Origin of the sequence: Photobacterium halotolerans DSM 18316 (assembly GCF_000425165.1) — a bacterium.
Taxonomy (GTDB): domain Bacteria; phylum Pseudomonadota; class Gammaproteobacteria; order Enterobacterales; family Vibrionaceae; genus Photobacterium; species Photobacterium halotolerans.
This window is the reverse complement of the sequence record NZ_AULG01000013.1, coordinates 1-26,902: the sequence shown is the minus strand read 5'-3', so window position 1 is coordinate 26,902 and position 26,902 is coordinate 1. Positions and strand designations below refer to the sequence as shown.

The following is a 26,902-nucleotide window of genomic DNA, read 5'->3' as shown; positions in this document are numbered from 1 at the left end:
TTAGCCTTAGGCTCGTTCTGAACGTTAATCTGCAAACCGAATGTATTGCTTCAACACTTTTTCAATGTGAGGAAAGTCTGATGCCTTACATTGAAAACCAAACCAATAGAGGTTATATAATTTCTGGTCATCAAAACTTGGAATGTCGCACATAAATGTATAAATATCCCATTGATAAATATCATCTAATTCAGAGCAGGTATTTCGATAAGTAAAGCTTTCCAGGAACGGATACACTAATACTTGCCGCTGTTTATGAAACCCCGTCATCTTAAACGACAGCAAGGCAAAAGCCCCGGCGCCAACAAAGGCCAGCGGCCCGACCATCAGGGCGGCAATCACGCACACCACAATGCCGATATAGGCCATACCCCGCGTTGCCTTGTAGAAGATTTCCGGCACCCGTTCTGTTTTCTGAATAATGATGCCTTTGGGAGTGATTTGGCCCTTGTAGTCGTAGTCTGTATCAAATAAAAAATAGGTTAGGGGCATGAAAATTAATATTATCCCGACCCACAAATAAAGTATGAGTACATCTTGATTAAAATAATAGGTCACGCCGAAAAACATGCATATCCCTAATCCTATAATGAGTGTAAATAATTCCTTAATTTTATTCCTCAAGATACACTCCCACTCATGCACCACCTCAGCCTCCAGCACTTGTTGATGTTGTTGCTGTTTATACTCTTCCGTGTATTCGGGTAAAGATACTGTTGTGGTCATACCGCTGCACTCTTCAGTACAGACTGAATAATATGGGTTACCTCAATCATCACACTTTATTCTCGAATTCAACAAATCGGGATAACTGAGAAAGAACTTCCTTTTCCTGATCAGCGGTGCAGTTAATTGTCCACCGATGAAAGCACCTTAGCTGCTCTGCATTGTCATTTAAGTCTTTTAAACTTTTACAGTGACTGGAAAATTGTTGAACTTCGTATTGGTACGGCATTTCAGAACGTCTGATTCGATAAGGGATACCCTTTAAAAAGGAACGAACATACACTTCCGGCTGTTTATGAAACCCCGCCATCTTAAACGACAACAAAGCAAAAGCCCCGGCGCCAACAAAGGCCAGCGGCCCGACCATCAGGGCGGCAATCACGCACACTACAATGCCGATATAGGCCATGCCTCGCGTTGCCTTGTAGAAGATCTCCGGTACCCGCTCTGTTTTCTGAATAATGATGCCTTTAGGAGTGATTTGGCCTTTGTAGTCGTAGTCGGCATCGAACAGGAAATAGCTGACAGGAACGAAAATCGCGACAAAGATAGGCCACATATATAAAAAGTTGGTATCGGTGCTCAAATAATATGAAATACCAAAAACAACACTAATCCCACCAACCATAAATAACGGTAAATGATGCTTATCCTGATGACGAAGCACACACTCCCATTCATGAACCACCTCGGAGTCCAGCACTTTCTGACGCTGTTGTTGCTTATACTCTTCCGTGTATTCAGGTAAAGATACTGTCGTCACCATGATGCTATAACCTTACCGGTATTAACCGCAGCTTTCAGTTTCTTTCGCCACATCAATATACTGGCGTATTATTTTGTCTATCTCTGGCAATTGCTCATCAGTACAACTAAATGCAACTTCATAGACACCATAAATCGGAGTTCTTAAAAATTCTTCCACGCCATATCCATGGGTACACACTGTGTATTGATAAAATGATTCGTACCCCATGTATCGGTATTGCTTGTCTCGAACAAATGGAATGACCTCAGTTTGAGCCTTTTTATGAAACCCCGTCATTTTGAACGACAGCAAGGCAAAAGCCCCTGCACCGACAAAGGCCAGCGGCCCAACCATCAGGGCAGCAATCACGCACACTACAATGCCGATATAGGCCATGCCCCGCGTCGCCTTGTAGAAAATGTCCGGCACCCGTTCTGTTTTCTGAACAATGATGCCTTTGGGGGTGATTTGACCTTTGTAGTCGTAGTCGGCATCGAACAGGAAATAGCTGACAGGAACGAAAATCGCGACAAAGATAGGCCACATATATAAAAAGTTGGTATCGGTGCTCAAATAATACGAAATACCAAAAACAACACTAATCCCACCAACCATAAATAACGGTAAATGATGCTTATCCTGATGACGAAGCACACACTCCCATTCATGCACCACATCAGCCTCCAGCACTTGCTGGTGTTGTTGTTGCTTATACTCTTCCGTGTATTCAGGTAAAGATACTGTTGTGGTCATACGTCCTCTATTTTTACTGAAATCAGTTGTTGGCCGATCATATCGCTTGCCTGGCCGTCTTTCATCACATCCGTTTCAGCCTGGAGCTGCGGATGCAATTGATATTGATAGTACTGTGCCGTCTGCTGTGATTCGGCAAAGGGGTTATGGTTGTTGACAATGGCAAATACCCTAATGGTGTCGATACGTTCGACCCAGATAGGAATATCCAGCACCAGAATCGGCCCCTTGTGTTCATCAAATTCCCAGCCGCCCCGAGCGATATCCTGCTCAGTTAGCTGATAGGTAAAAGCATCAACTTTAGTGGTTTTGTAATAGCCTTCGTAAACTTCCCGCTCCCGCAACCCGGAGACAGTGACGCCGACCTTGATGCGCTGTCCAGGCCGTTGCTGCGGAAAAGTGAGCTTCAACTGCTGCTGAAAGGTATAAGGTAAAGGCGCATAAGGGGAGGCGACTTTACCCGGTAGTTGCCTGGCACTTTTGACCACCGCCTCAATGTGCGGCTGATTGAGAATTTGCAACAGCGCCTGATATTCAGTTTCTGCTGTCCAGTCGCCTTTGGGTTCTGCCCCCCAGACACTGTTGCGCAGCCAGTTTTCCAGCGGGGATTGTTGCAACGCATTGATGATCACGGACACGGCCAGGTAAGCGATCCCCAGCCAGAACCAGGCTGCCACCATCCAGCCTTGGAGTGCAGCCCCAAGAGCGATTCTGTTAACTAAACCCCTTCCACTTTGAAAAGCTAACGCTAACCATGTAAAACCTTGAGCATATAAAATCACACTCTTCGTATACAGGAGACCTTTTTCCACCATAAAATCAGCTTTCTCAGCATCCTGCCAGGTTCGGTGGGCTTCCCACCCCGCCGCGACAACACCCAGCATGCCTGCCAGCATGGAGCGCTGAAGATAGCTTTTGGCAAGTTTCCCGATATCAGCTCCATGATTAGAGTGAATATAAGATAAGGAACGATTAAGAGTCTCGCTATGCTGCTTCACCCTATCAAATGCCAGCCCGCGGAAGATCTCACTGGTGGCATGCATCAGCCAGGCGGTGCTGAAGCCGACCACATGGCGCTGGGTATTCACGTCGGCATTGGGTGTGGAGGCCAGCGTCTCTTCCACTGCGTATTGTTGGGCGACCACGTTAATGGCATTAAGAAATGCCACAATAAAATCCAACCGGCCGAGCCGACTGAACCCCTGATTGGCCCGGTCAAGAACACTGTTGAACGTCTGCAATTTTGCGCCGTTGAAACTGTCGTATACCCCCGGTGCCTCGGTGACCATCCGGGCGACACGGGTTTCCATTTTCTGCTGTTTCAGCTCCAGCGCTGCCCGGTTAGGTGAATCGGTAGGCATCCGCCTGAGCTGCTCATCCAGCGATTGCCACTCTGAGACCGCACCGCTAAAGCGCTGACGAAACGCCTGGCTGGTCTGCTCAAACGCCGGATTCAGGCCGATTTTGCCCTGAGCGATCTGCTCCAGACTCCAGGTCATCGCCGCGACATTGAAGCCACTGCGGAAACCGCCTTTTTTCATGGCGATCCCTAAATAGGTAAAATATCCCTTCTGAAATCCCATGCCTGCCGTTTTTTTCACCGCTTCAATGGCACTGTCAATCAAGCCACCCAGCGGCACCACCATAGATAAGGTTTTTTGGTAAAGTGCCGATTCTGTCCCCAGCCCAAACCCCAGCACGCTGTTCAGACCGGCGACCACACCAGTAACAGGCACCGATTCACGTTGCAGATCCAGCACATCACTTTCTTTCACCAGTTCATCGGCTTTGGTATAGAACTCCGCCGAGAAAAATGAGGTGGCCAGTGCCATCAGGTTATCCGGTGTCTCCTGCACCAGCGCCTCGGCCAGCTTCTGCTGCATGGCGTCATCGCTGGCGCTGCTGTTGAGCGCGGGCAGGATCTCTCCGAAGAGTTCCATCAGATAAGCCATGTGATCGCTGTACAGCATGTCCAGCCCGAGACGCATCGGCTCAGTACCCAGTTTAGGCAAGGCGGCTAACAGCCGGTCAAAGGCGCCGGGGATCGCCGCATAGGCGCCCGCCTGCGACGCCAGATAGGCTTTATAAAAGGTATCCAGCCCGTCCCAGTTCACCTGTGAGTGGGCTTTTCGACGTTCGGTATATTCCTGCACATAGTCTTCAACCCCGAAAAAGCCCATGGCTTCCAGCTTGGCCTGCGCCTTGAGACTGGCCTGTTTGTATTGGTTAAGCAGCTCAAGCCTGGCTGACAAAGTATTATCTGGTCCCGTATTCAGTACGGGTATCTGATACTGATATTCCAGACAGGTATCCAGCGCGCTTTCAAAATCAAGCCATTGTTCCGGCTGGATTACCGGCATTTTATCTTGCGGGATCGACACCCGAACCATGGAGCGAATGGCTTCTGCCAGCACCACTTTGCGGTGGGTTTGCTCATCGGGCGTGGTGGTCAGTACCGGCTCCAGCAGAGCAAGATAAAGATCGCTCAGGTCGGCCAGCGGATCGTCCAGGGCCACAATCTGCTGTCCGTGTGCTGACGGTGCCTGATAAGTGTAACTGGCCAGTGTCTTTTTCGGCGGGACATGAATAAAATCGTTCGGTTTGCCGGGCTCCCCTGTCAGCGGCGCGCAGGTTCCGGCAAAAGGATCCTGCCCTTCGACGTTCACATCGGCAACAGCACATTCCACCATGGCGACATCTGCGCGGTGAGTATGCTGACCCGATGCATTCAGATCGACTTTGCGCAGCCAGTTGTCGCGGGCCTGTGCATCGGTGAGATAAAAATCGCAGATACGATCTGTCCAGCGCTTCACGGAATAGGCCAGGTAATACGGGCTCGCCGTAGCACAGAGAATATGGCTTTTCGGCGGCTGAGGCTCCGCCTTTGCGCGTGCTTGTGCCGTGTGGCCTTCTACCCGGCGAAACTCGCCCTGCTCAATCTTGTATTCTTCCAGCTGCCACGCTTCCGATTCTGGCAGCAGATGCAACGCATACAGCCAGCCGTCACGGATCTGCCGCAGAGTGTAGGGTGTCTCTGCTGACTGGAAAATCCCCCCGGAAAACACCTCTGTGTCCTGAATGGGGTGCAAGCCCTGTCCTTTTTCGTTACGTGCATCAATGGCGTAACGCACCGGGGAAAGGGCCGTAAACTGGCCCCCATCCGCCTCAGCCACTTTCACCACAGGAAAATCGACCCAGCCCTGCGACTGATTGCTGATGGCGAAAACGCCGTCTCCCAGCATCATTGCAGAAGCCGGGTAACGTGCGTCCTGACCATGGGTGTATATCCCCACCGGCTCAAGGTAAACCTGACTGCCAATGCTCAGCTGTGTTTTTTTATCACGCCAGAATGGATTGAGTGACAGCAATGATTCCAGCGTCATCTGGTGCTGCTCTGCGATACCGGATAAGGTCTCTCCCTCAACCACTGTGTGCTTTTTACGTTGTCCGTCATTTTCTGTCAGCGGGATAATCTGCTGCATGTCCAGCTTCACGCCATGTTGATCCAGAAAGGCGGTATCGACACTGTGAATGGCATCGTCAGTCAGTGCTTCCTGACTATAGAGCAGGTATTGATCCTGCACCGTCTGGCCGTTTCGCTGCCAGAGGGCAAGGATGAATTCGAGCGGACGATCAATCGCAGGCTCAGGATACATGGCCTCCGCACGGCTCTGGGTAACCTGAAAGCGCGGATAGGTTTCCCCCATGCAACGGTATTCGCTGATCAGTTTGCCTGCCAGAAAATGATAGAGATAACCCTTGGTCGGCAGCCCCAGCTGCTCTCCCATCTGAATCGCCGGGCGAACAGGCACAAAGGCTTCCTGAATCACAGCGGCAGACTTGTCGTGCGGCAGAACAGCATCCACTCCAAAACTCACTAAAGGACTGGTTCGCCACATCACCCTGAGTGACTTCTCTTCATGCTTACTGACTTCGCACGACACATGAGTATGCTGGCCCTGCGCTTTCTCTGACCATTGCGAGCGCGCACCTTCTTCCGCCGTCTGATTTAATTGCAGTGACAGATAAGGTTTGACGTATTGCCGATATGATTCCGCCCGACAAGCAAATGCCACAGAATACCCATATTCGGGTACTGGCTCTGTCTCTGGAACCGGTTCAGGTTTAGAGCTGTAAATTCGCTCATCCAGTGGCTGATAAGCGGCTTTGACAAAACGTTTGGTCGGTTTGATATCAGACGACATGAAGAAAACACCGTTGGGATCAAAAATGGCCCATTTTAGCCGACCTGCCTCTTATGCGCATGTAGCATTATGCCGGAATAACCAGGCATATTCACGGTCAGCACGGAGAATGTCACTATTCGTCCGTTTTTGTGCAGTAGATCCCAGGGCTTATCCAGACGAAGCCTGAGCATGAAATGCCAGCCAATCGCTAAGGAGTCACCGGATAGCACTGACACTTTGCCGGTTTTTCTGACAGATGACTCAAGTCACAGCAAGAGTGTGATCAGGTAAGAATTGCAACAGTGCTAGCACCCATTCCATCAGACAGCAAACAGGGACACGTTTTCTATCGCCGTTCCCGCAATACTCTTGCTGGCACATTACACCTACTTTTAGCAGCTGATGGTGATCTGAATGAAACTGCTTGTCCTGTTATTCGTCCTGACGCTTTCGGCCTGTTCGTCAGAAGAACACATTGTTTTCAAAAGCGGCGAACATCAACTATCCGGGGTGTACCTGCCACCGACAGGGAGCCAGACTAGCAAGGCGGTGCTGCTATTTGTTCATGGTGACGGTGAAATGCCCTATGACGCTTACGGATATTACCCTTTGCTGTGGGATCAGCTCCGCGCCGAAGGTTACGCAATACTGAGCTGGGATAAACCTGGCGTCGGGCAATCAACCGGTAACTGGCTTGCGCAGTCGATGGCAGACAGACAGGCCGAAGTGCTTGATGCGATTCAATGGGTCCAGTCCCGCTATGGCTTTACGGCCCGGCAAACCGGTTTAGTGGGATTCAGTCAGGCTGGCTGGGTACTGCCGTCTCTGGCCGTCGATCACCCGTCACAGTTTGGTTTTATGGTTGGTATTGGCTTTGCAACGAACTGGATTGAGCAAAGCCGTTACTATACCCGGATCAAGCACACTGAGGCTGGCGCAACAGAAGCTCAGATTCAGGCAGCCCTCAGGGCGTATGACGATGAAATTGCCTTATTGCTTCAAGCCCCCGACTATGCAGACTACCGGCAAGTGATGGGTGATCACGCCATGCCGGAAGACAGGTATCACTTTGTTCTGAAGAATCTTGAGTCAGATGCCCGTCAGGACTACCCGCTGATACATGCACCGACTCTGTTCCTCTGGGGAGAGGATGATCTCAATGTCGATGCCCGGCTTGAGTTTGAAAGACAGCAGCGCGCTTCAAATCCTTTTGTCTCAACCCGGCTGATCGCAAGCGGTAATCACGGGCTTTTAGATTCAGCCTATTTTCCCAGACAGCGTATGGATACAGGGGATCTGCTCAAACTGCACTGGCTGGGCCAGTCGGCACTGGCGCCCGGCGTTATCCCAACGCTGATCCACTGGCTGAATCAGCAGACCCAGCAAACGGCACACTCCCCCTGGCTGAGCCTGCTCCAGACTGACAGTACGCATAAACCCAGACCGGCAACCCTCCAGCTGTAACGAGCGAGGCTATCGCGAGCGAACCAGGACCAGCCATCACCTTGAAATTCCATGCACAAGCGGGCATAGTGGCAATCACCTTCACTTCGCCTTTACAGCCATGAAGCAGACTGCGGATTCTTTTGATTCCTTAACATCGCTTTATGAACTCGTGCCCGAGCGCACCCTGCTCACGCCGTTGGCGGACAATATACGAAAGCGCTTCGAAATGGCTTTGCAGCTGATGCACAGCACACTCAGTGACAGGCTGACCTGGGAGCAAATTGCCAGCAGAAGCGCCATATCGCCCTTTCATTTTCACCGGCAGTTTACTCAGCTGTTTCATGAAACGCCGGGGCAATATTTACACCGTATCCGGCTGCAATACGCCATCTCGCAATTGTTGATGTCGCGAAACAGCTCAATTACTCAAATTGCGTTGTCTTCTGGCTATTCCTCGTCGCAGGCACTGGCGAAAGCCCTGAAACGAGAAACTGGCTATCAGGCCAAACACATCAAAGCGTTAGGGCAAACAGGCACGCCAGATCAAACCATCGCTTTACTCAGGAAACTGGCACATCCCAGCCAACATCGCACCTCCGAAGTGGTACAGCCTCCCCTTGAACAGCAGTTGGCTTCATCTATGCCGTGTGAATTAACCTGGTTTCCGGCAAGAGGGATTTACACGCAGACAGCTCACAGAGGAGACTGGCACAGCCTGTTCAATCAACACGGACAGCAGACGGCCAAAATGCTCTGCGCCACACCCGTGCTGGAGCTGGATCGCCCCTGGCATGACATCACATCCGTCACAGGAAAATGGCGAACACCACCAGAGCCAAACGACCATCTGATTGCAGAAGGCTATTATTTATGTAGCAAAGTCCGCGTCGCCTCTGACATTGCTTATCTCAATGCCATTGAGAGCCTGTTCCGGCAAGCCGAATTACTTGACTATCCCCTCGACAATCACGGCAGCCTGATCGAAATACTGCTGAATATGGATACCCGTTTCACGGGCACAGCCAGTTTTCATTTTCAGATTCCGGTTCAGTTGGCGCAACTAAAGGATGTGTGAGTTGTCGTATAAAACCTAACTGACACAGGTCATCACTGAATCAAACCACCTCCATCCACATCAATTGAGGTGACGAATACGTCGGCTGTGCCGACTTGGATGCCAAGAACTTGCGATAACAGTGGATCCAGCACCGACAATAACAGCGAATTCAATAACGACGCGACTAAAGGTAAAACAGTATTTGTCAGTAATCCAAGCACAATGTTCAGCACTCCGTTAAGCAACCCTAGATTAGCCACATTTAACTCAGCATCCAGTTCAATGTTATTCAGGGTGTCGCTCAGCGTTGTTCCAATTGGGGGGCTGACACTTCCCACCAGTTGCGGGAGCTCAAGCATTGGGTCTACTGTATTACTATGTTCGATAAAATCTGATGCAGAAACGGGCACATTTGCTGATATATCAATTTCCACAGGTACCGTACCAAGAAGAATATTGACATAAGCACCTATGCGAATGGGCTGAGAAACGTCACCAAAGTCAGTGGCATCATTTGGCGGACCACCATCACCTACCTTTAAAAGCGCAACCGAGGGTTTGGTCGCAAAGGCCATAGTCATACCGTTTCCGCCGGAAAACTGACAACCATTGGCATCTAATAGACGAGTTTCGGCTTTCGCAACTTCAGCACTTACGCCAATAGTACCAACATTTAACACTAACACGCCCAGATCTAACCCTCCTCCCAAAAGCGTGGCTTTCAACTTTAACTCAACCTGAGAGGTGGTCACTGAAGTGACAAAACCATCCTCTGCACTCGCCGGTAACACTCCCATAGTAAACTGAGGTGGCTCTGTCACTTTTAGCGCAACAACAAGGCCAGCCACACCCAAATCGACTGCGAGGTTAGGAATTAAGAGAAAATTATCTTTATTCGCTGCATAAATGGCCCCGGAAACCAAATCAAACAATGCTATTTGGCTGGCTAACGCAGCACGGCGAATTTCGTCATTCATTTCCTCATTTGCGCCAGCTGCCAATTTTATAATGTCCGAAAGGGTAAGATACAATGCAGACACTTCAGGCATACTCTCCAGCTGATGTAACGCTGGTAAAACATCAGCATCCAGCACGGCATAATCACTGACTGCAAGAATGTTGGCTTCAATAAACTGCGCAATTGTTAACTGAGTATCTAACACCTCATCCAAAGTACCAGCCGTCAAATCTACTGCCAGTAACCCCATATCATTCAATGCACTAAGCAGTCCACCCAAACGGACTTTTGTATCGGCCAAACCCTGATAGGAAACAACAGAAAGACTGCCTCCTAAAGCGGCCCCCAGTACTGAGTTCGTCAAATCAACATCTATAGTCCTGGACCCCACCCCAAACCCAACCGACATGCGTTTATACACCGCCGCCGACGCACTCAAAGTGACATCATTGGGGTTATACAGCTGCGAAATCAAACTGCCGGGCACGGTTTTACTGATGGTGACTCTGCCAGCACTTTTGACGGCCGTGCTCGCCGGTTCGAATTGCCACTGGTTGCCGGTAATCTGCGCGGCACCAAATTCAATGGTGGGGTTGGATGCTGAGGTATCAAAGCCATTGGCTGCCAGATTCTGTTTTACCAGTGTCTCCAGGGCATCTTTATTGTTGATTCCATCGATATAGCAGGCACTTCGCCCTAAACTGAGTGCCGCCAAATCGGCCTGTTTCTGGAGCTTGCGTTTTTCCATATACAGGCGGCCGGTGTCGACGGCCATCGCCAGAAACAGCACCATGCTGATCATGAGTAAAATCAGACCGATCCCGACCGCGCCGCGCTGGCGGGATCTCCGGGCAAAACGACCAGGTGATCTTGATGGACTCAACATATCCTAGCTCCTCAGGGCGACGGTAAGTGATAACACTGATGACTCAGTGTGTCGCCAGTGCTGATGGATCAGCGTCATGTTCCGTAACCTGGATTCCCGCCGGCGCGGGAACGACAAGTCATGCGCGGATATCTGGCGTTTAGCTCACCATTAACTGCCACCAAAGTTGTCTTTAATAAATTTATCCGGAATCGGGTGGCTGAAGCTTTGCTGCATACGCTCTTGGGTTGCCTTCGCGGCTTCCGGCGTCAGGGTATCGGTCTGGGATGTTGCCATTTGGCCGCGCGTCTGCATATTCAGCCAGAGCTGAGTCATGTTCTTGCGCTCACTTTTCATCACAGGTTTTAACTGCGCTGTAGTGGTTGCAGGATACGCACTGATTTTTCCCGCTTCTGTCGCTGAAGGTGTTTCTGCGGCCTGCGTCGGTATTGTTTCTGCCATAACCGGCGCGGCAGTGCCTGCAAGCGCAAACGCCATCGCAGTAATCAAAGAGGTGTATGTCCTTTTCATCACAAAGCTCCTGTACTTTCTTTGCCCGATTGAGAAGGATCCAGCTGCAACGGCCTGAAGGCAGTAATGGCATCCATCATTTCCTGCTGATCGGCATAGTCCCATTCAAACCGGGAAGCCAGCGTCGCAGCCGCTTGTTTCTGGTTGGTTTTCAATAAAACAAACCACAGATTTTTCGCCGCATTCGGATGCGACGGATTCAGTTCCAGCGCGGTTAACAATTCATCTCTGGCTTTCTGATCCTGCCCTGTTACCAGCAGCAAAAAGCCAAGATCATTGCGGACATCGGCTTCAACCGGGGCGGCTTTGGCCGCTTTTTCCATCCACTTCATGGCGTCCTGCATATTGCCCTGATACGAAGCTATCAAACCCAGGCCGTGATACGCACTGCCCGCAAGGCAGGTGTTCAGCATTTCTTTATATAAAGCGGACGCTTCATCCCATTTACCCAGTTTGCGGTAGCTGTTAGCACGCATGATTTTCACGCTCAGGCCATCCTCATCCAAGTCATCCAAAGCCGCCAGTGCCAGATAATACTGGCCTTGATCCATTTGCTGTTTCACCATCGACAGCTTCATACCGTCTTTGGCGATCAGTGTTTCACCACAAGCGCCAGACTGTACGGCCTTGTTTGCCGTTTGCTGGGCCGTTTCTTCCTGAGGCGAACCGGAGCAAGCTGTCAGTGTTATTGCCAGCAGGCCACCTGCCCAATAGCGGTAATGCCTGATAAATCTGTTGCTAAACTGACTTTTCATATCCACATCCTTGTCATTCTTAGTGTTACTTTACCGCCGCACGTTAATGGCAGAAGGCATCAACTGCCAATCGCCTTGATGAGTGCCATGAACCCCGGTCCGGCTAGCACGACAAACAGCGCCGGAAACAGGAACACCATCATGACCACCGACATTTTCCCCGACAGCTTGGTGACTTTTTCCTGCAATTGAGTACGTCGTCTGTCCTGTAACAACTGAGATAACTGATTCAGCGAAGCCGACATATTGCCGCCGGTTTCAGATACCTGCGCCAGCATGGTTAGCAAATCCTGCATGCCGGTGGAATCATTCACACTGGCCACTTCGCTGAAAGCAGAGGAACGTTCCTGGCCCGCTTCAATTTTGCTGAGTACCAGCTTCAGTTCCTTGTTCAGTTCTGGGGTCAATTCCGATAATTCACGGGTCAGGGTGCGCAACAAACTCTCCAGCGACAAACCGACATCCCACAAAATTTTCATGACCTGCAGGCCGATGATCATTTCTTCATCAATAATCCGGGTGCGCTTGGCGGCTTTTTTCTTAAGCCATTGAATAGTGAGATAAGCCGTGCCGAGCGCACTGATAAACACCAAGCTGATTTTATTGTTCACCGAGGCATCAGCCTGGATAAGCTGGCTGGCAAATACCAGCTGAACGGCACACCACACGGCAGCCATTCTGAACACGGCCAGTGTCTGCTCGCGGTTGGAGATGTATCCGGCTTTGCGCATCATCTCAAGAATCTCGCTCAGAAATGAAGCATTGCGCCGCTTGGTTTTGCCCCACAGCATCTGGCCAGTTTGAATCACACGCTCACCGGGTGTCTTACCCAGCGATTTGGCAAGGTTTTGCTCTACACTGCGTGCTTTTTGTAATTTGACTGACCAGTACATCAAACCGGCCCCGCCTGCAGTGAGCAATAAACTGGCAATGATCAAATAAGCGGTGACTGTCATTGTGTTTCCCTACCTGTACTTCTGTATCACTGACACTGGCGGCATGAACCCAGCCAAACCGCCTTATAACGACCGAACCATGCGCCACAACACCAAAGCGCCCAGTACCTGCGCCCCAATGCCCAGCATCAGCGCCTGCCGGCCTGACTCATCGGCCCACATAGACAACAACTGCTGAGGATTAGACACCAGCATATAAATTGCCATGGCCGTCGGTGCTAACCCCATCACCCAGGCTGTCACCCGGGTTTCCCCTGTCATTGACTTCAGTTCCCGCTGGCTGCGTTCCTGCTGATGCAGCAGCTCAACCAAATTCTCTAATGCCGCCGTCACGCTGCCGCCAAACTGATGATTCACCTTAAACACAGAGCCAAGCAGCGCAAATTCCTGTACACCGGTTATTTTTGCTTCTTTATAAAAGGAGTCATAAAGCTCTGTGCCCAGACTGGTGCGCTGAACCGCCCGTTGGGCAACACGGTGTAAAGGATTATTCATCGCTGGCAGCACCTGCTCGACCGCTTTATTAAGTGACATACCTACATGTACACGACGATTGAGGTGATCAATAAAACCAGGTAGCTGCTGAAGAATCCTCCGGCGTTTATTGCTTTTTCGGATCTGCCCCAGCAGCAGAATAAGCCCCACAGAAACAAGCAACCCAATGCCCAGCCCGCCAATACCGGACAGGCGCGCCAGCACGAAAGGCCCGCACAACAGGCAAGCTGCATACACCACCAGCATGTAAGCCGATGTGCTCAACCCCAGTCGCTGCCAGTTTTCCAGCATGCGATCCTTACGCTGTACAGGCCGTTCGTCTGCGCCCTGTTTCCGGGCTTTCTCTGTGGCAGCTTTTTCTGTCGCAGCTTTGGGGCGCCTGGTGGCAATCACCATCAATACGCAGCTGGCAAACAGCAATACTACCGCGATAAAGATCGCGCTGTTCATAGCCCCTCCTCCAGCTTTTTACGCAGGTGGACTGACATAGCATCAACGGGCAGGAAATCTTCCGTTTGCTGGTTGTATTTATACAGTTCCTGAATACGGATCTGATCGTCCGCCACGTCCTGAACTTCAACAATGTGAGTAATGACCCGCTTACCGTTTGGCAGGCGTGAAACCTGAACAATCATATCCAGCGCAGTGGCAATAATTTGTTTAATCAGCGATTCGGTAGAGGTGAAACCGGCCAGTGTGACCATCATTTCCAGTCGCACCAGCGCATCGCGCGGCGAGTTAGCATGCAGGGTACTCATCGACCCTTGGTGGCCTGTGTTCATCGCCTGCAACATATCCAGCACTTCGCCACCACGGCTTTCACCCAGAATGATGCGATCAGGCCGCATCCGCAGGGCATTTTTAAGCAAGTCTCTGGCGGTAACTTCGCCATGGCCCTCTGAGTTCGGCGGACGGGTTTCCAGACGGACAACATGCCCGTTTCTGAGCTGCAGTTCGGCGGCATCTTCAATGGTTACAATACGTTCGCCGGTATTGATGTACTGGCTGAGAATATTGAGCAAGGTGGTTTTACCAGACCCCGTTGAACCACTGATCAGAATATTAAAACGCGATTTCGCACAGCTTCTCAGCAACTGATGCATGGCAACGCTCATGGCGCCATTTTGAATTAAGGTATCCGCCGTCAGACCTTCCTTTTTAAATTTCCGGATCGACAGACAAGGGCCATCAATAGACAAGGGCGGGATCACCGCATTGATCCGGCTGCCGTCAGGCAAACGGGCATCCACCATAGGGTTGGATTCATCAATTCGCCGGCCAATTGGTGAAATCATACGGCGAATCACCCGCAAAACATGCTGATCATTCATGAATCTCAGGGAAATCCGGCTTAACTGACCACTTCGCTCAACGTAGATATTTTTCGGGCCGTTAATCAGAATATCGTCGATGTTTGGGTCATCCAGCAGGTTCTGTAACGGGCCAAAACCGACGATTTCATCCATCAGTTCTGTGACCAGTTCCTGCATGTTCAGATGTTGATTCAGTTCCTTATGCTGTTGAAAATACTGGCGAACATAATCATGAACATGTGGCTGCATTTCCTGACGTTCCATCTCAAACATCAGGCCATCTTCTTCCAGCTGCTCTATGATGTAGCGGTGTAATTCCGCTTTCAGAGCCAGCGTCGATTCTTCCTGCTGTATCACCAATTCCCTGCTTGGCCACACCATTTCATTTCCCATACCGACTCCTTGATTTGAGAAATCACCCAAGAATTCTTACCAGCCCAGAGAAAACTGCCAGCGTGATTTTTCTGTCGACAGCCAGAGCAATTTCTCAACCGCCTTCATGTACAACCTGAACTCACCGCTGGGCGGAAACAGTGCGTTAGCATTGATGTCAGTGATGACTGCATAGGTGTACGGCAAATCGCCGCGAACTAAGATGGGGAGCTGATTCTGAATCATCTCTTTTCCCGGCATCACTTCAGGGGAAAAAGGCGCCAGCACTAAATTCACGCTGCCCGGCCTGATCCCCTGGAGATAAAGTAATTCAGCCAGATCGCAGGCGCTTTTCAGACTGACGTTTTTCTGATCGGCCAGCAGCCAATGCTGATCGCAGCGATTGACCATGAAAAACAGCAAAGGACTGGGTGGCATACCGGTGAGATTAATAATGATATTGCTGTACATATCCTCCAGCAGGTCCATCACTTCCACCAGCGCTTCCATCGTCACAGCACTGTAATTGTCCGAATCCGGCATGCCGATAACATGAATGCCAGCTCCGGCGTCCAACTCTTGCTCACCCAGCCACTGCGCACTGAGGTAATCTTTCTTCTCTAGCAAGGTGAGAAAATCAATACGGTCACCGCTGCCCAAATAAGATGAGACATCGCTGTAAGGTCGCCCCAGATCCAATAACAGTACAGGCTGTTTGTGCTTTCGTTGCAGTTGTGACGCTGTGGCTATAGCCAGTAACGCACCATCACAATCGTTACGCGGTGATAGCAGCGCTAAACGCGACGTGGCGTCAAAAGACGTCATCTGCGTCAGGTGAATGATCAGATCTGTCAGTCCTTCCAGCTCACACCAGTGAAGGTGTTTGCGTACCTGCTGGTTTTGCTGAATGCCATGCCAGTGCGCCTCTGGTGTCAGATCCACCAGAATGACATGCCGGGGCGCAAAGTTGTCCATCAGACTATCGATATCGGACATTGGCCAGTCAGAGGCCACTAAGATCAGAATACGCGTCTGTTTCCAGGCCAGGTTAGAGCTAAGATGAGACGCATCCTCTATCCATGTCAGCGTACACCCTTCCGGGATCGCTTCTGACACATCCAGTTTGGCGTGATGATCCGCCGTATAGGCCATAAGCTGCATCTTAACCCTCCCCTGCAAAACCCATTTTTACGGGTAGTTCTCTGGGTTCAGCATCCAGAAAAATTAATTCGAAAAAGTTGGGTTTAAACTGACGATACATTTCGCCCGGTAACGGTGGTAGTGGCGCATTACTGGCAAAGGGTTTCACCAGATGAGGCGTAACGACCATCATGAGTTCTTTGTCATTGTCCTCTAACCGGGTTGAGCGGAAAAAAGCGCCAAGAATAGGAATATCACCCAATCCCGGAAAACGGTTGGCATTTTTGATAGTGCTGCGGCTGACCAGCCCGCTGATCACAAAGCTTTCGCCATTGCCCAGCTGGACTGTGGTGTCTGTGCGGCGTACTGACAGTCCCGGCACTATCACACCGGAGGCCTGTACACCCTGGGCATAGTTCAGCTCACTCACTTCAGGGGCCACTTTCAGCATGATGCGATCGCCCGACATCACAGTCGGCGTCAGATTCAGACGAACCCCAAATTCTTTAAACTCAATGCTGATGTCATCATCACTGGTGCTTTTCGGATACGGAAATTCCCCACCGGCCAGAAAGGTCGCCGTGTGGCCGGACATAGTCACCAGGCTGGGTTCGGCCAGCGTGTAGGCAAAGCCGTTGCTGTCCAGCGCACTCACTGTGCCGAGAAAATGATCCGTCACATTGCCGATCACCAGATTGAACGCATCGCCACTGGATAAGAAGCTGCCACGAAAACCATTGAACGAAGCGCCAGTGATCGCGCTTGAATTGCCAATGCCCCAAAACGTACCGCCAGTGCCCTGTTTACCGAAAAAGAAGCCGGCTTCCTTGAGCGCACTTTTACTGACTTCAACCACTTTGATGTCTGTCTGCACCTGAATATTGGATGTCGCAACATCGCCGGGATTGACAGAAATACGGTGGCGAACGGGCTCATAAGCTCCCTGCTCCCAAATCAAAAGAGAAGTCGACCCTGTCTGTTTACCTGTCACCAGTAACTCAGAGGTACTCAATACTTTGACGCCCGCCACAGAGGGTTCGCCAATGGCTGCCCGCTGAATGCGTTTTCCGGAATGGACAGTCACTTGCTGACCCACATCCAGTTGAAAATCACGAGCATTGACGGACAAACTCAGGCTTAAACCCACCAACAAACATAATCCATTAACAAAACGCAGCATTCACTCTCTCCCTGTCAGTGACTGGTGCGAACCAGAGTTCGGTTCTCGCCCTGATACACCTCAACCCGAGGTGCAACGTAACGGTATTTCACCGGAGTCGGTTTTTTCACTTCCACTTCTGCTTCGCGGTAGCCACCCAGTGTTTTTAATGAGATGACATAACTGTCGTCCTGTTTAACATCTTCAGGCTCTTTGACCGTTGAATGGCTGGGTGCTGTCATCATTACAGCAGGCGCACCCTGTGAGGTACTGGCTGTTTTCTGCGAAGAAACAATGACTTTAGGCGCCTGGATAACGCCCGCTTTTTGATTGGCACCAAGTGGCTGATCAGGAACCGGCGAGTAAGCCATCATGCTCTCTGTGTCGGTGGCTGAGTCAACGGCCGGCGCCAGCTCCTGGGTGCCTACCACCGCCAGTCTGAGCTGCCCCGTGGTTTCAGCCAGCAATAGCTGAGGCGTATCTGTGGCGGGAACGGCCAGCACGACAGTTCTGGCCTTATCGTTGATTTGCTTCTCTGTTTTTTTGCCGTCGAAGTTGAGTTGATCCCCGACAGCCAGCACTTCTACATTACTCAGAATGCGCCGGGCAGTACTGTTGTCGCCCGATTCTTTATTAGCGCGGAGCAGGTAAATCACATCCACCCGATACCCGGGATGAACATGGCCGCCGACTGTGGTCAGTTCGCTGGCTTGAATTGCAATCGCGCGGTATCCCTGAGGCAGAGACTGTGCAATGGGTAACTGGCCCAGCAACAGCGCTGATTTGAGGCGGGTTCCTTTCACAACAGACAATTTCAACTGCCTGCCGATAAAGGGAGAATAGTCGCGAATGTCTTCGGCGGTGGCATCGGTCACTTGTGTGGCGACCAGCATATCTTCGGTCAACACAGCCTGTTTCGGTACATCATTAGCGAATGCCCAGACAGTCACCACAGGCTTAGAAACGGAAACCGCTGGCGATGAGGCTTGCGTTGAGGTGCGGCCACTCAGGGTAACCCCGTACCAGCCAATTAAGAGCGCCATTACCAATAAGACGGCAGCGGCAATTTTTAACGTGCGTCCCTGCATTTTACCCTCACTCTACTCTCGCTGTCTGACAGCATAGTTTAAGAAATGCTAACAAAGCGCATTTCTATAAATTTAATATTGCAGTCGATTTTAATTCGTCCGGAACAGGCAAACCGAAAGACGGTAAGAATGGTTTGTTCTTATAGTTATAGATGATGGTGACTTTACAGCAAAATGTATCTGAATCGATATTGATTGAAAGGTTATCATCCAGGCTCTGCCCGAAGAGTGAGCCTCTGCCTGAATTTGATCCGGTATAGTTTTTTATTAATGACTCTGCAGATTGCTCAATATGATCTTCCAGTTCGCTGCTGTCGCAAGCACCGCCGTAGTAACAATTCTCATCCACATAGGAAATACTCTTGCGAAGCGCTTCTTCTGAAACATAATTCAGCATCTGAATGGAAACAAAAATAAGGCTGTACTGGGCAACGGCATAAAAAATCATCAGCACAACAGGCAGAAGAAAGATGGTTTCCAGGGCAGCAGAGCCCTGCTGCTTTATCCGCTTGATCCTGAAGCACTTCTTTCTTATAGAATCCATAACGATACAACCACCCCAACCAGCAAGCTTGGTACAAAGGGAGCTTCTTTCTGGCCACGGGCAAACAACCACCAGTACACTGCGAAGCAGACAAATGAATATAAAAGAACATCCAGCATCTGAGTGAAAGACAATATTAGTGCCATGATTAACAGTATTTTCACGTCAGATGCACCAAAAACCGAAAAATATAACCCTGGAAAAGTTAGGGAACAAATCAATATCATTGAGTTTACATCTATTGCTGTCCACCCTCTATTTTCTGGATAAAAAAAACAAAGGCTGACAACAATAAAGAATACCAACAGCATCCAATTTGGCACTTTCATTCTTCTATAATCTACTAATGAGAATATAAAAAGAAAAGAAACCAGTACAATCTCTTTCATTGTTACTCAGGGGTTACACCAGCTGATACCACTGTGTTATTTAATAGTGTACCCGCACCAGCAATAACACCATCCAAATTTAGTAAACTCACTGCACCAACAATCACTGCCGCGATCAACACATACTCAATCGCTGAGGCACCCTTTTCTTCTTTGATCAGACGCTGAATAAAGTTTGTTGTGTGAATCCAGGCTAATACTAAATACTTCATGGAACATCCCTCACTTTGGTTAAGCATTCTTGTAGAATAGTTTTTCTCTTCTCTGTCTCAAATATTAGATTCTGTACAAATTTTGTGTGAAAAAATTATTGTGTTACTTGAACTTTTTTTTCATAAGCACTGTGTTTTTTATCTGATACCGACTTAATAAAATGTAAGTCGTCAATAAGCTGACACATCAACCCTACCCCATAGCCTGCTTGTTGCCTGGCTCTTTCTCTGCAATATCAGTCTGTTGCCAAATTTCATCGCTCTGTGCGGGTGCAGGGTCATAGTGAGCAAACTGGCGTTTGCCCTGACGCTTAGCCTGGTACATGGCTGAATCCGCCCGCTTAAGCAGTGTCTGCGCATCTTTCGCATGAACCGGGTATCGGGCGATCCCGATACTGGCCGAAACGCGGCACTGGTTGTCACCAAAATTAAAAGGCACGGTCAGAGTGTGCAGCAATTTTTCAGCAATGGTTTCCATTCTGAACGTCAGCTCTTCATCGTTATCCCCCCAGGTAAGAATGGAGGGATCGCGGCGCTCAGACTCATCTTCATCAAAGACAATATCTTTGGCGGGCTTATTGATCTTTACTGCGTATTCACCCAGTGGCACCCAGACAACAAATTCGTCGCCGCCAAGGCGAAAGACTTCATCTTCCACCCTGAGACATCCCCGCATCCGCTTGGAAGCGTGCTGCAGCAAGGCATCACCCACATCATGGCCGAGAGTGTCATTGACCTGCTTAAAACCATCCAGATCGATAAACATGAGTCCGAACACTTTGTTCTCTACGTCCGGCGCAGAAAAGGCGGCTTTGAGCACTCGGTTAAGCGCCCGAGTGTTTGGCAAGCCTGTCAGCTTGTCCTGCAAAGCGGCCTGTTCCATTTGGCGCTGCCGTTCAATGACATCCGAAATATCCCGCTGTGTGCCAATCAGGCGAGATGCGTCATTGACTAACCCCTGCACCACCAACTCCAGCACTCTGGGTTGCCCGTCCAGCGGATCAATCATGTCGATAAGCAGCGTCTGCTGCTTGTTTTTACCCGCGATCTGTTTCAAGCGGATCACCTTGTCGCCATCACCACTTTTCAAACGCGACATCCAGTCACTCAATGCCAGCTTACTGCCGACGCGAATACCATAGAGATCATACAGATAAGGGCTCCATTGCAAGGTGTCGGCATTCACGTCCCATTCCCAGACACCAATGCCCGCCACTGAGGTTGCCAGGCTCATTCTTTGATTGGCACGGGCAAGCTCACGGTGAACACGGGAACGACGGCTGTGCTGCTTCCACAGCAGGCTGACAACAGACAGCAGCAATGCAGCCAGTACCAAACCTGTCAGTACCAGCCAGAAGAAAGGAAAATTGACATGAAGTGAAAATAGATCTCCCGATGCCGAAATGATATCGGACAGACTACCAATGCCGTTTAAGACAGAACTCAGAAAAAATTCCAGCGAATTCATGATAGGTACACACTTCCATTTGTGTCTGCTGCGATAACCTCTGAAATATCAGACCCGTTTCACCCGATAGCGGTTGTGATTGATTATTTGTACTCAGATCACTTTGGTATTTTTTTGCCGCTATCGATAAGTTCAACCTAGTCTACGCTGTTGATAATTACCAAAATAGAATGCGGCAATTGTTTTATATGCTGGGTGGGAATCACACTTATTCTATTTAGAATCAAACAGTAGCCGGCTTTTAACCGGCATACAGTTCTGTATCCAGCCAGGGCAAAGCATCCCGAATCTGAGGAAAAAATCGTTCGTTAATAATTTGACGGCTGTCTTCCGCCAGAATATGCGGCAGGTTTCCCAACTCGTTGTGACGACAAACCAGTGTCAGATTGCGATAAAAGGGTTCTTCGCGGGGAAGGGGGAGGCAGGTGAGTTTTTCATTGGTCAGCCCGTACTGGAACATACAAAGCGGTGTCGTGATTGTCCAGCCAAGCCCGGCTGCCACACTGGATAACACGGCAAAGGTATTATCCAGCTGCATTCTCACCGGCACGTTCATAGCCAGTCGGCGTAAGTAGCGTTCAATCGTCACGCCTATCAGCGAGTCATTAGAATAGCGGACAAAATCAAGCTGCTTTGCGACTTGCTGTAATCCCTGATACTGACCGGCGAACTGGCTTGGCATAACCAGAACAAAAGGTTCGCGTAACAGGCGGTAGCGGCTGAGGTGCTCGTTATTTTCCAGCGCATCGTCAGAAATAATAATATCAACGTTGCGTGAAAGCAGCGCCTGGGCATGCATGTGAGAACGGCCAGTATTGATCGTCCAGTTTTCTGTATGCCGTTTAATCACCTCAACCAGAGGCTGTCCTAACGAGGTGGCCAGTGAATCAACCATGGCAATGCGTAATAAATGCAGTTTCTGAAAACTGCTTTTCGTCATCACGCCGTGTGTTTTTTCTGCTTCAGCAAGCAAATGGCATGACTGATCATAAAAATAGCGTCCGGCGACGGTCAGCTCAACCGGGCGAACGCTTCTGTCCAGCAGCGTCACTTTAAGATTGTGCTCAAGAGAGGAGAGTGTCTGAGAAACGGAGGACTGTGTGAGGCCCAGTTGGTTAGCCGCCATCGTCATGTTGCCTGACTGCGCGGTAGCAACAAAGACTTCTAACGAGCGAAGATCAAAACCCAATCCTTTCAATGTAGCCATCCTTTATCCAACAGAGATCCCGCAGAGAAACCTGTTAACTGCTTGCCAAACCGACTTACGACCAAAAGTTCAGAACAAATGCAAGCGCAACAATACGCCAAAAATAACCTAAGGGCATAACTGACAAGTTAACATTCCTAATCAGCAAAACTATCAGTTTTACTCTGCTTGTTACAGTGTTTAAGAAACAGGTGGCAAGATAAGTAAGTGAAATAACAAACAAAGCGGCTAAATCGGAAAGGTAGCCGTGTCAGCAATCATGAAGACAAAAAGCGGAGGGGAAATTGCCACCATTTACAAAAATGATGGCAATAGATTCTCTATTTACCGGCAGCGGCAACAAAAGCAATCTCTACCAGGTAATCCGGATCAGCCAGTTCAACTTTCACGCAGGCGCGGCTTGGCGCAGCGCCTTCTGGCAGCCAGGCGTCCCAGGCGGCGTTGAAAGCAGCAAGGTTAGCCCAGTCGGTAATATAAATAGTGACAGACAAAATACGGGACTGATCACTGCCCACGCTTGCCAGCATGGCTTCTGCCTGAGCAAAAACCTGTTCTGCCTGACCCGTAATATCAGCACTGGTATCAGATTCAGGGACTTCGACAAAGTGAGCAATACCATTGAACACAGTGACATCAGACCAACGTTTTGTTGGGTTAATTCGCTGAATATCCATTTTAATTCCTTAACTGACGTGAAAAGCCCAACAATGTATGTTTTCTGCCGCGATGAATCAATCGAAGATGCTGTTTTTTTAATTGTTCGTCCGCAAGCGGTTGACCACCAGCTCCGACAACTGACTAAAACCAAGGGCGGCTTCGCCAACGAAACCAGCTTGCTGAACTGACGGTGCACCGCCTCAACCGCATTGGTGGTGTAGATGGCCCGCCGGATCTGCTCGGGATACTTGAAGTATACCGACAGATTGTCCCACTTGCTGCGCCAGGATTTGATGACCAACGGGTACTGCTTACCCCATTTTGTTTCCAGCTCGTCCAGCGCCTGCTCAGCAGCATTTTGCGTTGCGGCCTTGTAGACACACTTGAGATCCGCCATGAAAGCCTTCTGGTTCTTGCTCGCAACGTACTTCATGGAGTTGCGGATCTGGTGAATGACGCAGATCTGCACCTCTGTCTCAGGGTAGATGGTTTCAATCGCTTCCGGGAAGCCTTTCAGGCCGTCTACCGAGGCGATCAGGATGTCCTTGACGCCGCGGTTCTGCAGGTCGGTCAGCACGCTGAGCCAGTAATGTGCACCTTCATTCTCGGACAAGTACAGCCCCAGCAGCTCTTTTTTACCCTCAACGGTCAGGCCCAGAATAGTGTAGACGGCTTTTGATATGAAGCGACCGTTCTCTTTGATTTTATAGTGAATTGCATCCAGCCAGACGAAGGGGTAGAGCGGCTCCAGATCCCGCTCCTGCCATGCTCTGAGTTCAGGTACCAAACGGTCGGTAATGGTGTTGATAGTGCCGTTGGAGATACTCATGCCGTACAGATCTAAGATGTGTTCGCGGATGTTCTGATAGCTGTTACCAAGTGCGAACAGAGAGAGGATCTTCCCCTCCATCTCATCTGTCAGGCGGGTCTGATACTTCTTGACGGTCTGGGGTTCGAACGTGCCATTACGGTCTCTCGGCGTTTCCAGTTCAAATTCACCAGATGATGTTTTGACCGTCTTTCTGGAGGTGCCATTCTTGCGGTTGGCAGAAATTTCATTCGTCAGGTGCTCGTCCAGCTCTGCTCCCAATGCGGCTTCGGTTATCTGCTTGATCAGCGGCGTGAGCAGGCCATCCTTGCCATTGAGGTTTTGCCCGGACTGCAGCGCTTTGGCAAATGCCTGGATATCAATTTCGTATTTATCAGCCATGATGTGTCTCTCCCTTTTTTAGGAAGTGTAGGAAAAGACACAAAACTTTGAACACTACCGTTAAGTATCAATCCTCTATGAAGAAGATGTTGAACGATGAGATGCGAATGGGTTTATATTTTGCTGATAAACAGTTGCTTGTTAAGTATTCATTGTCAGAGCATTGTGACCTTCATTTTAGCTCAGAGTAATACGAATGATCAGTAATACATGCCCAGTTTTTTCTCTGTTTCAGCGTTGATGTTTCATAGAATAGGGTTTCCGAGATGTTAAAAGTACAACAATCAATTTTGAAAACATATAAATAGCTATATTCTAAAGTAATAAAAAGAAGATATCAAATAGACTTTGATGTCTTCATGAGAGTTGAATCCTAGCTATTCATCCACTTATGCAACAATTTCTTCCTTTCATAATTTAACTCTTCTATATCATTAGGATTAAGTTTAACCCATTTATATAAAGAGTCTTTTTTATGAGGTTGTATACCGTACTCTTCGGATTCTTTTTGTTTATCAAGCAAATCAGACTCTAAACTTTCGTGTTCCGTATTCGTTTCAATTCTTCTAACAACATTATCAATTAATTTTTTGTCACTTAGTTTGTACCATTCAGAAGGCACTTCAATTGGTCTGCCATGTAGGCGGATTTCATTTGATTCAGCACCAGATAGACCCGAATTATAAGGACCATTAATTAATATTTTAAAATTAACGAAATTATTCGATTTTGTTCCCATGAATTCATAACCGATATCTAGCTTTTCAGGATAAATCATAGGCGTTAAACCGCTGACCTCTTCACCCAGTATATTGATATATTTCAAGGATAAGCTGTTCCCCCAAATTTCAGTTTTTTCAAATTTGAGAAATAGGTTTCTTACAGCTAGATTTTCCAAATCCTTTTTACCCAATCGCTTATATCTACTTTGTAGCATTTCAACTTGACTAGGTAAACCATCTTCATACTGTGCTTGAGTAAATTCTAGTTCATTATTTTCATCATAATCAATATACCCAATCCTATATAAACAATTTAATTCATCGATTTCATATTTATAATCTTCTTGCAGTATTCCACTACGTGCCACTAAAGCTTGATTTTTTAAAAAAATACAATTCTCTTCAAATTTTTGAGTTTTCAATTGTGATTGAGAATTTTCAACTGCCTTCGTTCTCACTATAACAGAAAGTCGCGTACTTAAGTTCCAGTCAAAACCAGCAATATCTCCTCTTAGAAACGAGCGGGTTAATAATTTAGGGACTTTTTCTTCATGATTTATTTCTGCTTCACCCCGCAGGTATAACTTTTTATTAGGCTGCCCAATATATAAGTCAACTTTGGGATTATCAAACACCTTGACAAAACTTACTTTTTCACCTTTAGATTTATCATTCAAAAACCCTTGTTCGTAAAATATATGATCAGATTTTAATAAATTTTCATTCAATTTATTATTAACCTTGAACTGATATTCTCTATTTGGATTGAGCGTTAATATAAATCGTGCAGAGGAATGGCTATCAAATGTATATTTTGATTTTTTCTTGACATGCGAAACAATTGACTTTGTTTCTGAACGTCCTGGTACCTGTACTTGATAAAAATATTTCAAATATTTTTCTGAGCCAATGATAGTTGCGCGATTATCCTCTTCCTTTTTTGAGAAAAGGTTTTTCATGGTTCTATCGTTATAATCTACCAATGGCCGCGTACCAAATATTTGATGCATACCATAATAAAAGGAAGGCTCAATTATCACGCCCCAAAGGTTATCACCTTCGATTTTTTCGACTTCATGATCACATAACTCATTTCTTGATATTTTCCGTATATAACCTGTATTACTTGACGCCACCTTCTGTTCTGCAGGTATATCATACATCATTTCAGTTTTAGCAAGACTCTCAAGCTCGGTCACTGCTTCAACATTGATTGGGAAATTGAGAATAGTTGTATCATCAAGATCCAGTTTATCCCTGTCGACTATAACTAAAATTCTGATTTTATCAAATGGAGATAATTTTCTCTGTCTATGCTCAATATAAAATTCATTGAAGTCAATCCATTGTTCACTATCAGGTAACTTTGCCGACATTGATATATTTCGATAGATTGACTTATCGATATTTTCAGGAATATGACAACCAAAAACGGATTGAAATTGATCAATAGATTCAGCTGAAAAATAATGTATTGGGTAATACTTATTATTTACAGTTGCATCTTTTAATGAAACTTTACCATCATCATTGATAATTGCTTTATTCCATAGCATCCTTCCTGCAGCAACTAACATTTGTGAAGAAGGAAAAACATAACCATCACTAAATAACTGATCCTAATTGTGCTTCACTTTCAGTAAACCATGACCTCCGCCAGGAAATGGTGACGCATTGTCCATGAAGTGGCGTACTTGCTGCAGGAGTTTCCACATTGTCTTGCATTGGTGATTGCGTGTGATTGTCTCGTGTAACGCATGCCAGAGTTTCTCAATTTTATTTACCCAAGGAGAATAAACAGGCTGAAAAATCAGGACGAACTTCGGATTTTTTTTCAACCAACTCAGGGTCTTTTTGCTCTTATGAATGATGTAGTTATCAACAATGAGTGTAATTGTTTTGGCTCGACGATACTGGCTTTTTAGTTGTTCCAACATTGTAATG

23 protein-coding genes and 1 pseudogene are annotated in these 26,902 nt (G+C 48.4%); 2 read left to right on the top strand and 22 right to left on the bottom strand.

Going from position 1 to position 26,902, the window contains the following annotated elements; translation table 11 throughout:
* Nucleotides 1-24: 24 nt before the first annotated feature.
* The 4 genes from H511_RS23975 to H511_RS0101285 are packed head-to-tail and all read right to left on the bottom strand — an operon-like array spanning nt 25 to nt 6,432.
* A complete protein-coding gene (locus H511_RS23975) occupies nt 25-726 on the bottom strand; it encodes a hypothetical protein (RefSeq protein WP_027250687.1) in 702 nt (233 codons plus the stop codon).
* Between the two features lie 49 nt (nt 727-775).
* The gene (locus H511_RS23970; RefSeq protein ID WP_027250686.1) at nt 776-1,492 is read right to left on the bottom strand and encodes a hypothetical protein; all 717 of its coding nucleotides are present in this window, start codon (nt 1,490-1,492) and stop codon (nt 776-778) included.
* 21 nt (nt 1,493-1,513) lie between these two features.
* Nucleotides 1,514-2,227: a hypothetical protein gene (locus tag H511_RS23965; RefSeq protein ID WP_027250685.1), complete on the bottom strand. Its 714-nt coding sequence runs from the start codon at nt 2,225-2,227 to the stop codon at nt 1,514-1,516.
* The gene (locus tag H511_RS0101285; RefSeq protein WP_027250684.1) at nt 2,224-6,432 is read right to left on the bottom strand and encodes a LysM peptidoglycan-binding domain-containing protein; all 4,209 of its coding nucleotides are present in this window, start codon (nt 6,430-6,432) and stop codon (nt 2,224-2,226) included. Before H511_RS0101285 ends, H511_RS23965 begins: the two co-directional genes overlap by 4 nt.
* A gap of 396 nt (nt 6,433-6,828) precedes the next feature.
* Here H511_RS0101285 and H511_RS23960 point away from each other — a divergent pair, with 396 nt between their 5' ends.
* Complete coding sequence (locus H511_RS23960; RefSeq protein WP_051287667.1) at nt 6,829-7,878, top strand: alpha/beta hydrolase family protein; 1,050 nt, start codon at nt 6,829-6,831, stop codon at nt 7,876-7,878.
* A 208-nt stretch (nt 7,879-8,086) separates the two neighbouring features.
* A complete protein-coding gene (locus tag H511_RS0101275) occupies nt 8,087-8,935 on the top strand; it encodes a helix-turn-helix transcriptional regulator (protein WP_162144594.1) in 849 nt (282 codons plus the stop codon).
* Nucleotides 8,936-8,967: 32 nt separating this feature from the next.
* Here the strand turns inward: H511_RS0101275 and H511_RS0101270 are convergent, their stop codons facing one another.
* The 18 genes and pseudogenes from H511_RS0101270 to H511_RS0101190 form a co-directional block, all read right to left on the bottom strand.
* Complete coding sequence (locus H511_RS0101270; protein WP_027250682.1) at nt 8,968-10,761, bottom strand: pilus assembly protein TadG-related protein; 1,794 nt, start codon at nt 10,759-10,761, stop codon at nt 8,968-8,970.
* 150 nt (nt 10,762-10,911) lie between these two features.
* Nucleotides 10,912-11,271 carry a DUF3613 domain-containing protein gene (locus tag H511_RS0101265; RefSeq protein ID WP_027250681.1) on the bottom strand — a complete coding sequence of 120 codons (360 nt, stop codon included), beginning with the start codon at nt 11,269-11,271 and terminating at the stop codon, nt 10,912-10,914.
* On the bottom strand, nt 11,271-12,026 hold the full coding sequence (locus H511_RS22130; protein ID WP_051287662.1) for a tetratricopeptide repeat protein: 756 nt from the start codon (nt 12,024-12,026) through the stop codon (nt 11,271-11,273). The genes H511_RS0101265 and H511_RS22130 overlap by 1 nt, the downstream gene beginning before the upstream one ends.
* 59 nt (nt 12,027-12,085) lie before the next feature.
* Entirely contained in the window at nt 12,086-12,982 is an 897-nt protein-coding gene (locus H511_RS0101255; protein ID WP_027250680.1) for a type II secretion system F family protein, read from the bottom strand.
* 63 nt (nt 12,983-13,045) lie between these two features.
* The gene (locus tag H511_RS22125) at nt 13,046-13,927 is read right to left on the bottom strand and encodes a type II secretion system F family protein (RefSeq protein WP_051287660.1); all 882 of its coding nucleotides are present in this window, start codon (nt 13,925-13,927) and stop codon (nt 13,046-13,048) included.
* Nucleotides 13,924-15,183 carry a TadA family conjugal transfer-associated ATPase gene (locus H511_RS22120; protein WP_248616555.1) on the bottom strand — a complete coding sequence of 420 codons (1,260 nt, stop codon included), beginning with the start codon at nt 15,181-15,183 and terminating at the stop codon, nt 13,924-13,926. The genes H511_RS22125 and H511_RS22120 overlap by 4 nt, the downstream gene beginning before the upstream one ends.
* 36 nt (nt 15,184-15,219) lie before the next feature.
* The gene (locus tag H511_RS0101240) at nt 15,220-16,323 is read right to left on the bottom strand and encodes a CpaE/TadZ family protein (RefSeq protein WP_027250679.1); all 1,104 of its coding nucleotides are present in this window, start codon (nt 16,321-16,323) and stop codon (nt 15,220-15,222) included.
* A gap of 1 nt (nt 16,324) precedes the next feature.
* Entirely contained in the window at nt 16,325-17,482 is a 1,158-nt protein-coding gene (locus H511_RS22115; RefSeq protein ID WP_036758362.1) for a type II and III secretion system protein family protein, read from the bottom strand.
* 14 nt (nt 17,483-17,496) lie between these two features.
* A complete protein-coding gene (cpaB, locus tag H511_RS0101230) occupies nt 17,497-18,549 on the bottom strand; it encodes a Flp pilus assembly protein CpaB (RefSeq protein WP_027250678.1) in 1,053 nt (350 codons plus the stop codon).
* 64 nt (nt 18,550-18,613) lie between these two features.
* Nucleotides 18,614-19,093, bottom strand: a complete 480-nt coding sequence (locus H511_RS0101225; protein ID WP_027250677.1) for a TadE family protein — start codon at nt 19,091-19,093, stop codon at nt 18,614-18,616.
* Complete coding sequence (locus tag H511_RS0101220) at nt 19,081-19,482, bottom strand: prepilin peptidase (RefSeq protein ID WP_027250676.1); 402 nt, start codon at nt 19,480-19,482, stop codon at nt 19,081-19,083. The genes H511_RS0101225 and H511_RS0101220 overlap by 13 nt, the downstream gene beginning before the upstream one ends.
* A 2-nt stretch (nt 19,483-19,484) precedes the next feature.
* A complete protein-coding gene (locus H511_RS0101215; protein WP_027250675.1) occupies nt 19,485-19,694 on the bottom strand; it encodes a Flp family type IVb pilin in 210 nt (69 codons plus the stop codon).
* 193 nt (nt 19,695-19,887) lie between these two features.
* A complete protein-coding gene (locus H511_RS0101210; RefSeq protein ID WP_027250674.1) occupies nt 19,888-21,162 on the bottom strand; it encodes a GGDEF domain-containing protein in 1,275 nt (424 codons plus the stop codon).
* A gap of 241 nt (nt 21,163-21,403) precedes the next feature.
* A complete protein-coding gene (locus H511_RS0101205) occupies nt 21,404-22,369 on the bottom strand; it encodes a LysR family transcriptional regulator (RefSeq protein ID WP_248616554.1) in 966 nt (321 codons plus the stop codon).
* 320 nt (nt 22,370-22,689) lie between these two features.
* Nucleotides 22,690-23,043, bottom strand: a complete 354-nt coding sequence (locus H511_RS24230; protein ID WP_081669148.1) for a RidA family protein — start codon at nt 23,041-23,043, stop codon at nt 22,690-22,692.
* Between the two features lie 155 nt (nt 23,044-23,198).
* Nucleotides 23,199-24,236: pseudogene (locus tag H511_RS22110) on the bottom strand (IS256 family transposase); the annotation flags it as partial.
* 373 nt (nt 24,237-24,609) lie between these two features.
* Nucleotides 24,610-26,514 (bottom strand): hypothetical protein, encoded by a 1,905-nt coding sequence (locus H511_RS0101195; RefSeq protein ID WP_027250672.1) that lies wholly within the window; start codon nt 26,512-26,514, stop codon nt 24,610-24,612.
* A 63-nt stretch (nt 26,515-26,577) separates the two neighbouring features.
* Nucleotides 26,578-26,902 (bottom strand): IS630 family transposase (locus tag H511_RS0101190; protein WP_027250671.1); only part of this gene is annotated, 325 nt, incomplete at its 5' end.

What these genes read in the sequence shown, in the direction of transcription:
- H511_RS0101205 (WP_248616554.1), bottom strand. Translation starts at nt 22,369, where the DNA reads ATGGCTACATTGAAAGGATTGGGTTTTGATCTTCGCTCGTTAGAAGTC.
- H511_RS22130 (WP_051287662.1), bottom strand. Translation starts at nt 12,026, where the DNA reads ATGAAAAGTCAGTTTAGCAACAGATTTATCAGGCATTACCGCTATTGG.
- H511_RS0101275 (WP_162144594.1), top strand. Translation starts at nt 8,087, where the DNA reads ATGGCTTTGCAGCTGATGCACAGCACACTCAGTGACAGGCTGACCTGG.
- H511_RS23970 (WP_027250686.1), bottom strand. Translation starts at nt 1,492, where the DNA reads ATGGTGACGACAGTATCTTTACCTGAATACACGGAAGAGTATAAGCAA.
- H511_RS0101210 (WP_027250674.1), bottom strand. Translation starts at nt 21,162, where the DNA reads ATGAATTCGCTGGAATTTTTTCTGAGTTCTGTCTTAAACGGCATTGGT.
- H511_RS0101240 (WP_027250679.1), bottom strand. Translation starts at nt 16,323, where the DNA reads ATGCAGCTTATGGCCTATACGGCGGATCATCACGCCAAACTGGATGTG.
- H511_RS22120 (WP_248616555.1), bottom strand. Translation starts at nt 15,183, where the DNA reads ATGGGAAATGAAATGGTGTGGCCAAGCAGGGAATTGGTGATACAGCAG.
- H511_RS0101220 (WP_027250676.1), bottom strand. Translation starts at nt 19,482, where the DNA reads ATGAAAGAGATTGTACTGGTTTCTTTTCTTTTTATATTCTCATTAGTA.
- H511_RS23965 (WP_027250685.1), bottom strand. Translation starts at nt 2,227, where the DNA reads ATGACCACAACAGTATCTTTACCTGAATACACGGAAGAGTATAAGCAA.
- H511_RS0101225 (WP_027250677.1), bottom strand. Translation starts at nt 19,093, where the DNA reads ATGGATTCTATAAGAAAGAAGTGCTTCAGGATCAAGCGGATAAAGCAG.
- cpaB (WP_027250678.1), bottom strand. Translation starts at nt 18,549, where the DNA reads ATGCAGGGACGCACGTTAAAAATTGCCGCTGCCGTCTTATTGGTAATG.
- H511_RS22125 (WP_051287660.1), bottom strand. Translation starts at nt 13,927, where the DNA reads ATGAACAGCGCGATCTTTATCGCGGTAGTATTGCTGTTTGCCAGCTGC.
- H511_RS23960 (WP_051287667.1), top strand. Translation starts at nt 6,829, where the DNA reads ATGAAACTGCTTGTCCTGTTATTCGTCCTGACGCTTTCGGCCTGTTCG.
- H511_RS0101265 (WP_027250681.1), bottom strand. Translation starts at nt 11,271, where the DNA reads ATGAAAAGGACATACACCTCTTTGATTACTGCGATGGCGTTTGCGCTT.
- H511_RS0101270 (WP_027250682.1), bottom strand. Translation starts at nt 10,761, where the DNA reads ATGTTGAGTCCATCAAGATCACCTGGTCGTTTTGCCCGGAGATCCCGC.
- H511_RS22115 (WP_036758362.1), bottom strand. Translation starts at nt 17,482, where the DNA reads ATGCTGCGTTTTGTTAATGGATTATGTTTGTTGGTGGGTTTAAGCCTG.
- H511_RS0101255 (WP_027250680.1), bottom strand. Translation starts at nt 12,982, where the DNA reads ATGACAGTCACCGCTTATTTGATCATTGCCAGTTTATTGCTCACTGCA.
- H511_RS0101285 (WP_027250684.1), bottom strand. Translation starts at nt 6,432, where the DNA reads ATGTCGTCTGATATCAAACCGACCAAACGTTTTGTCAAAGCCGCTTAT.
- H511_RS0101215 (WP_027250675.1), bottom strand. Translation starts at nt 19,694, where the DNA reads ATGAAGTATTTAGTATTAGCCTGGATTCACACAACAAACTTTATTCAG.
- H511_RS24230 (WP_081669148.1), bottom strand. Translation starts at nt 23,043, where the DNA reads ATGGATATTCAGCGAATTAACCCAACAAAACGTTGGTCTGATGTCACT.
- H511_RS0101195 (WP_027250672.1), bottom strand. Translation starts at nt 26,514, where the DNA reads ATGCTATGGAATAAAGCAATTATCAATGATGATGGTAAAGTTTCATTA.
- H511_RS23975 (WP_027250687.1), bottom strand. Translation starts at nt 726, where the DNA reads ATGACCACAACAGTATCTTTACCCGAATACACGGAAGAGTATAAACAG.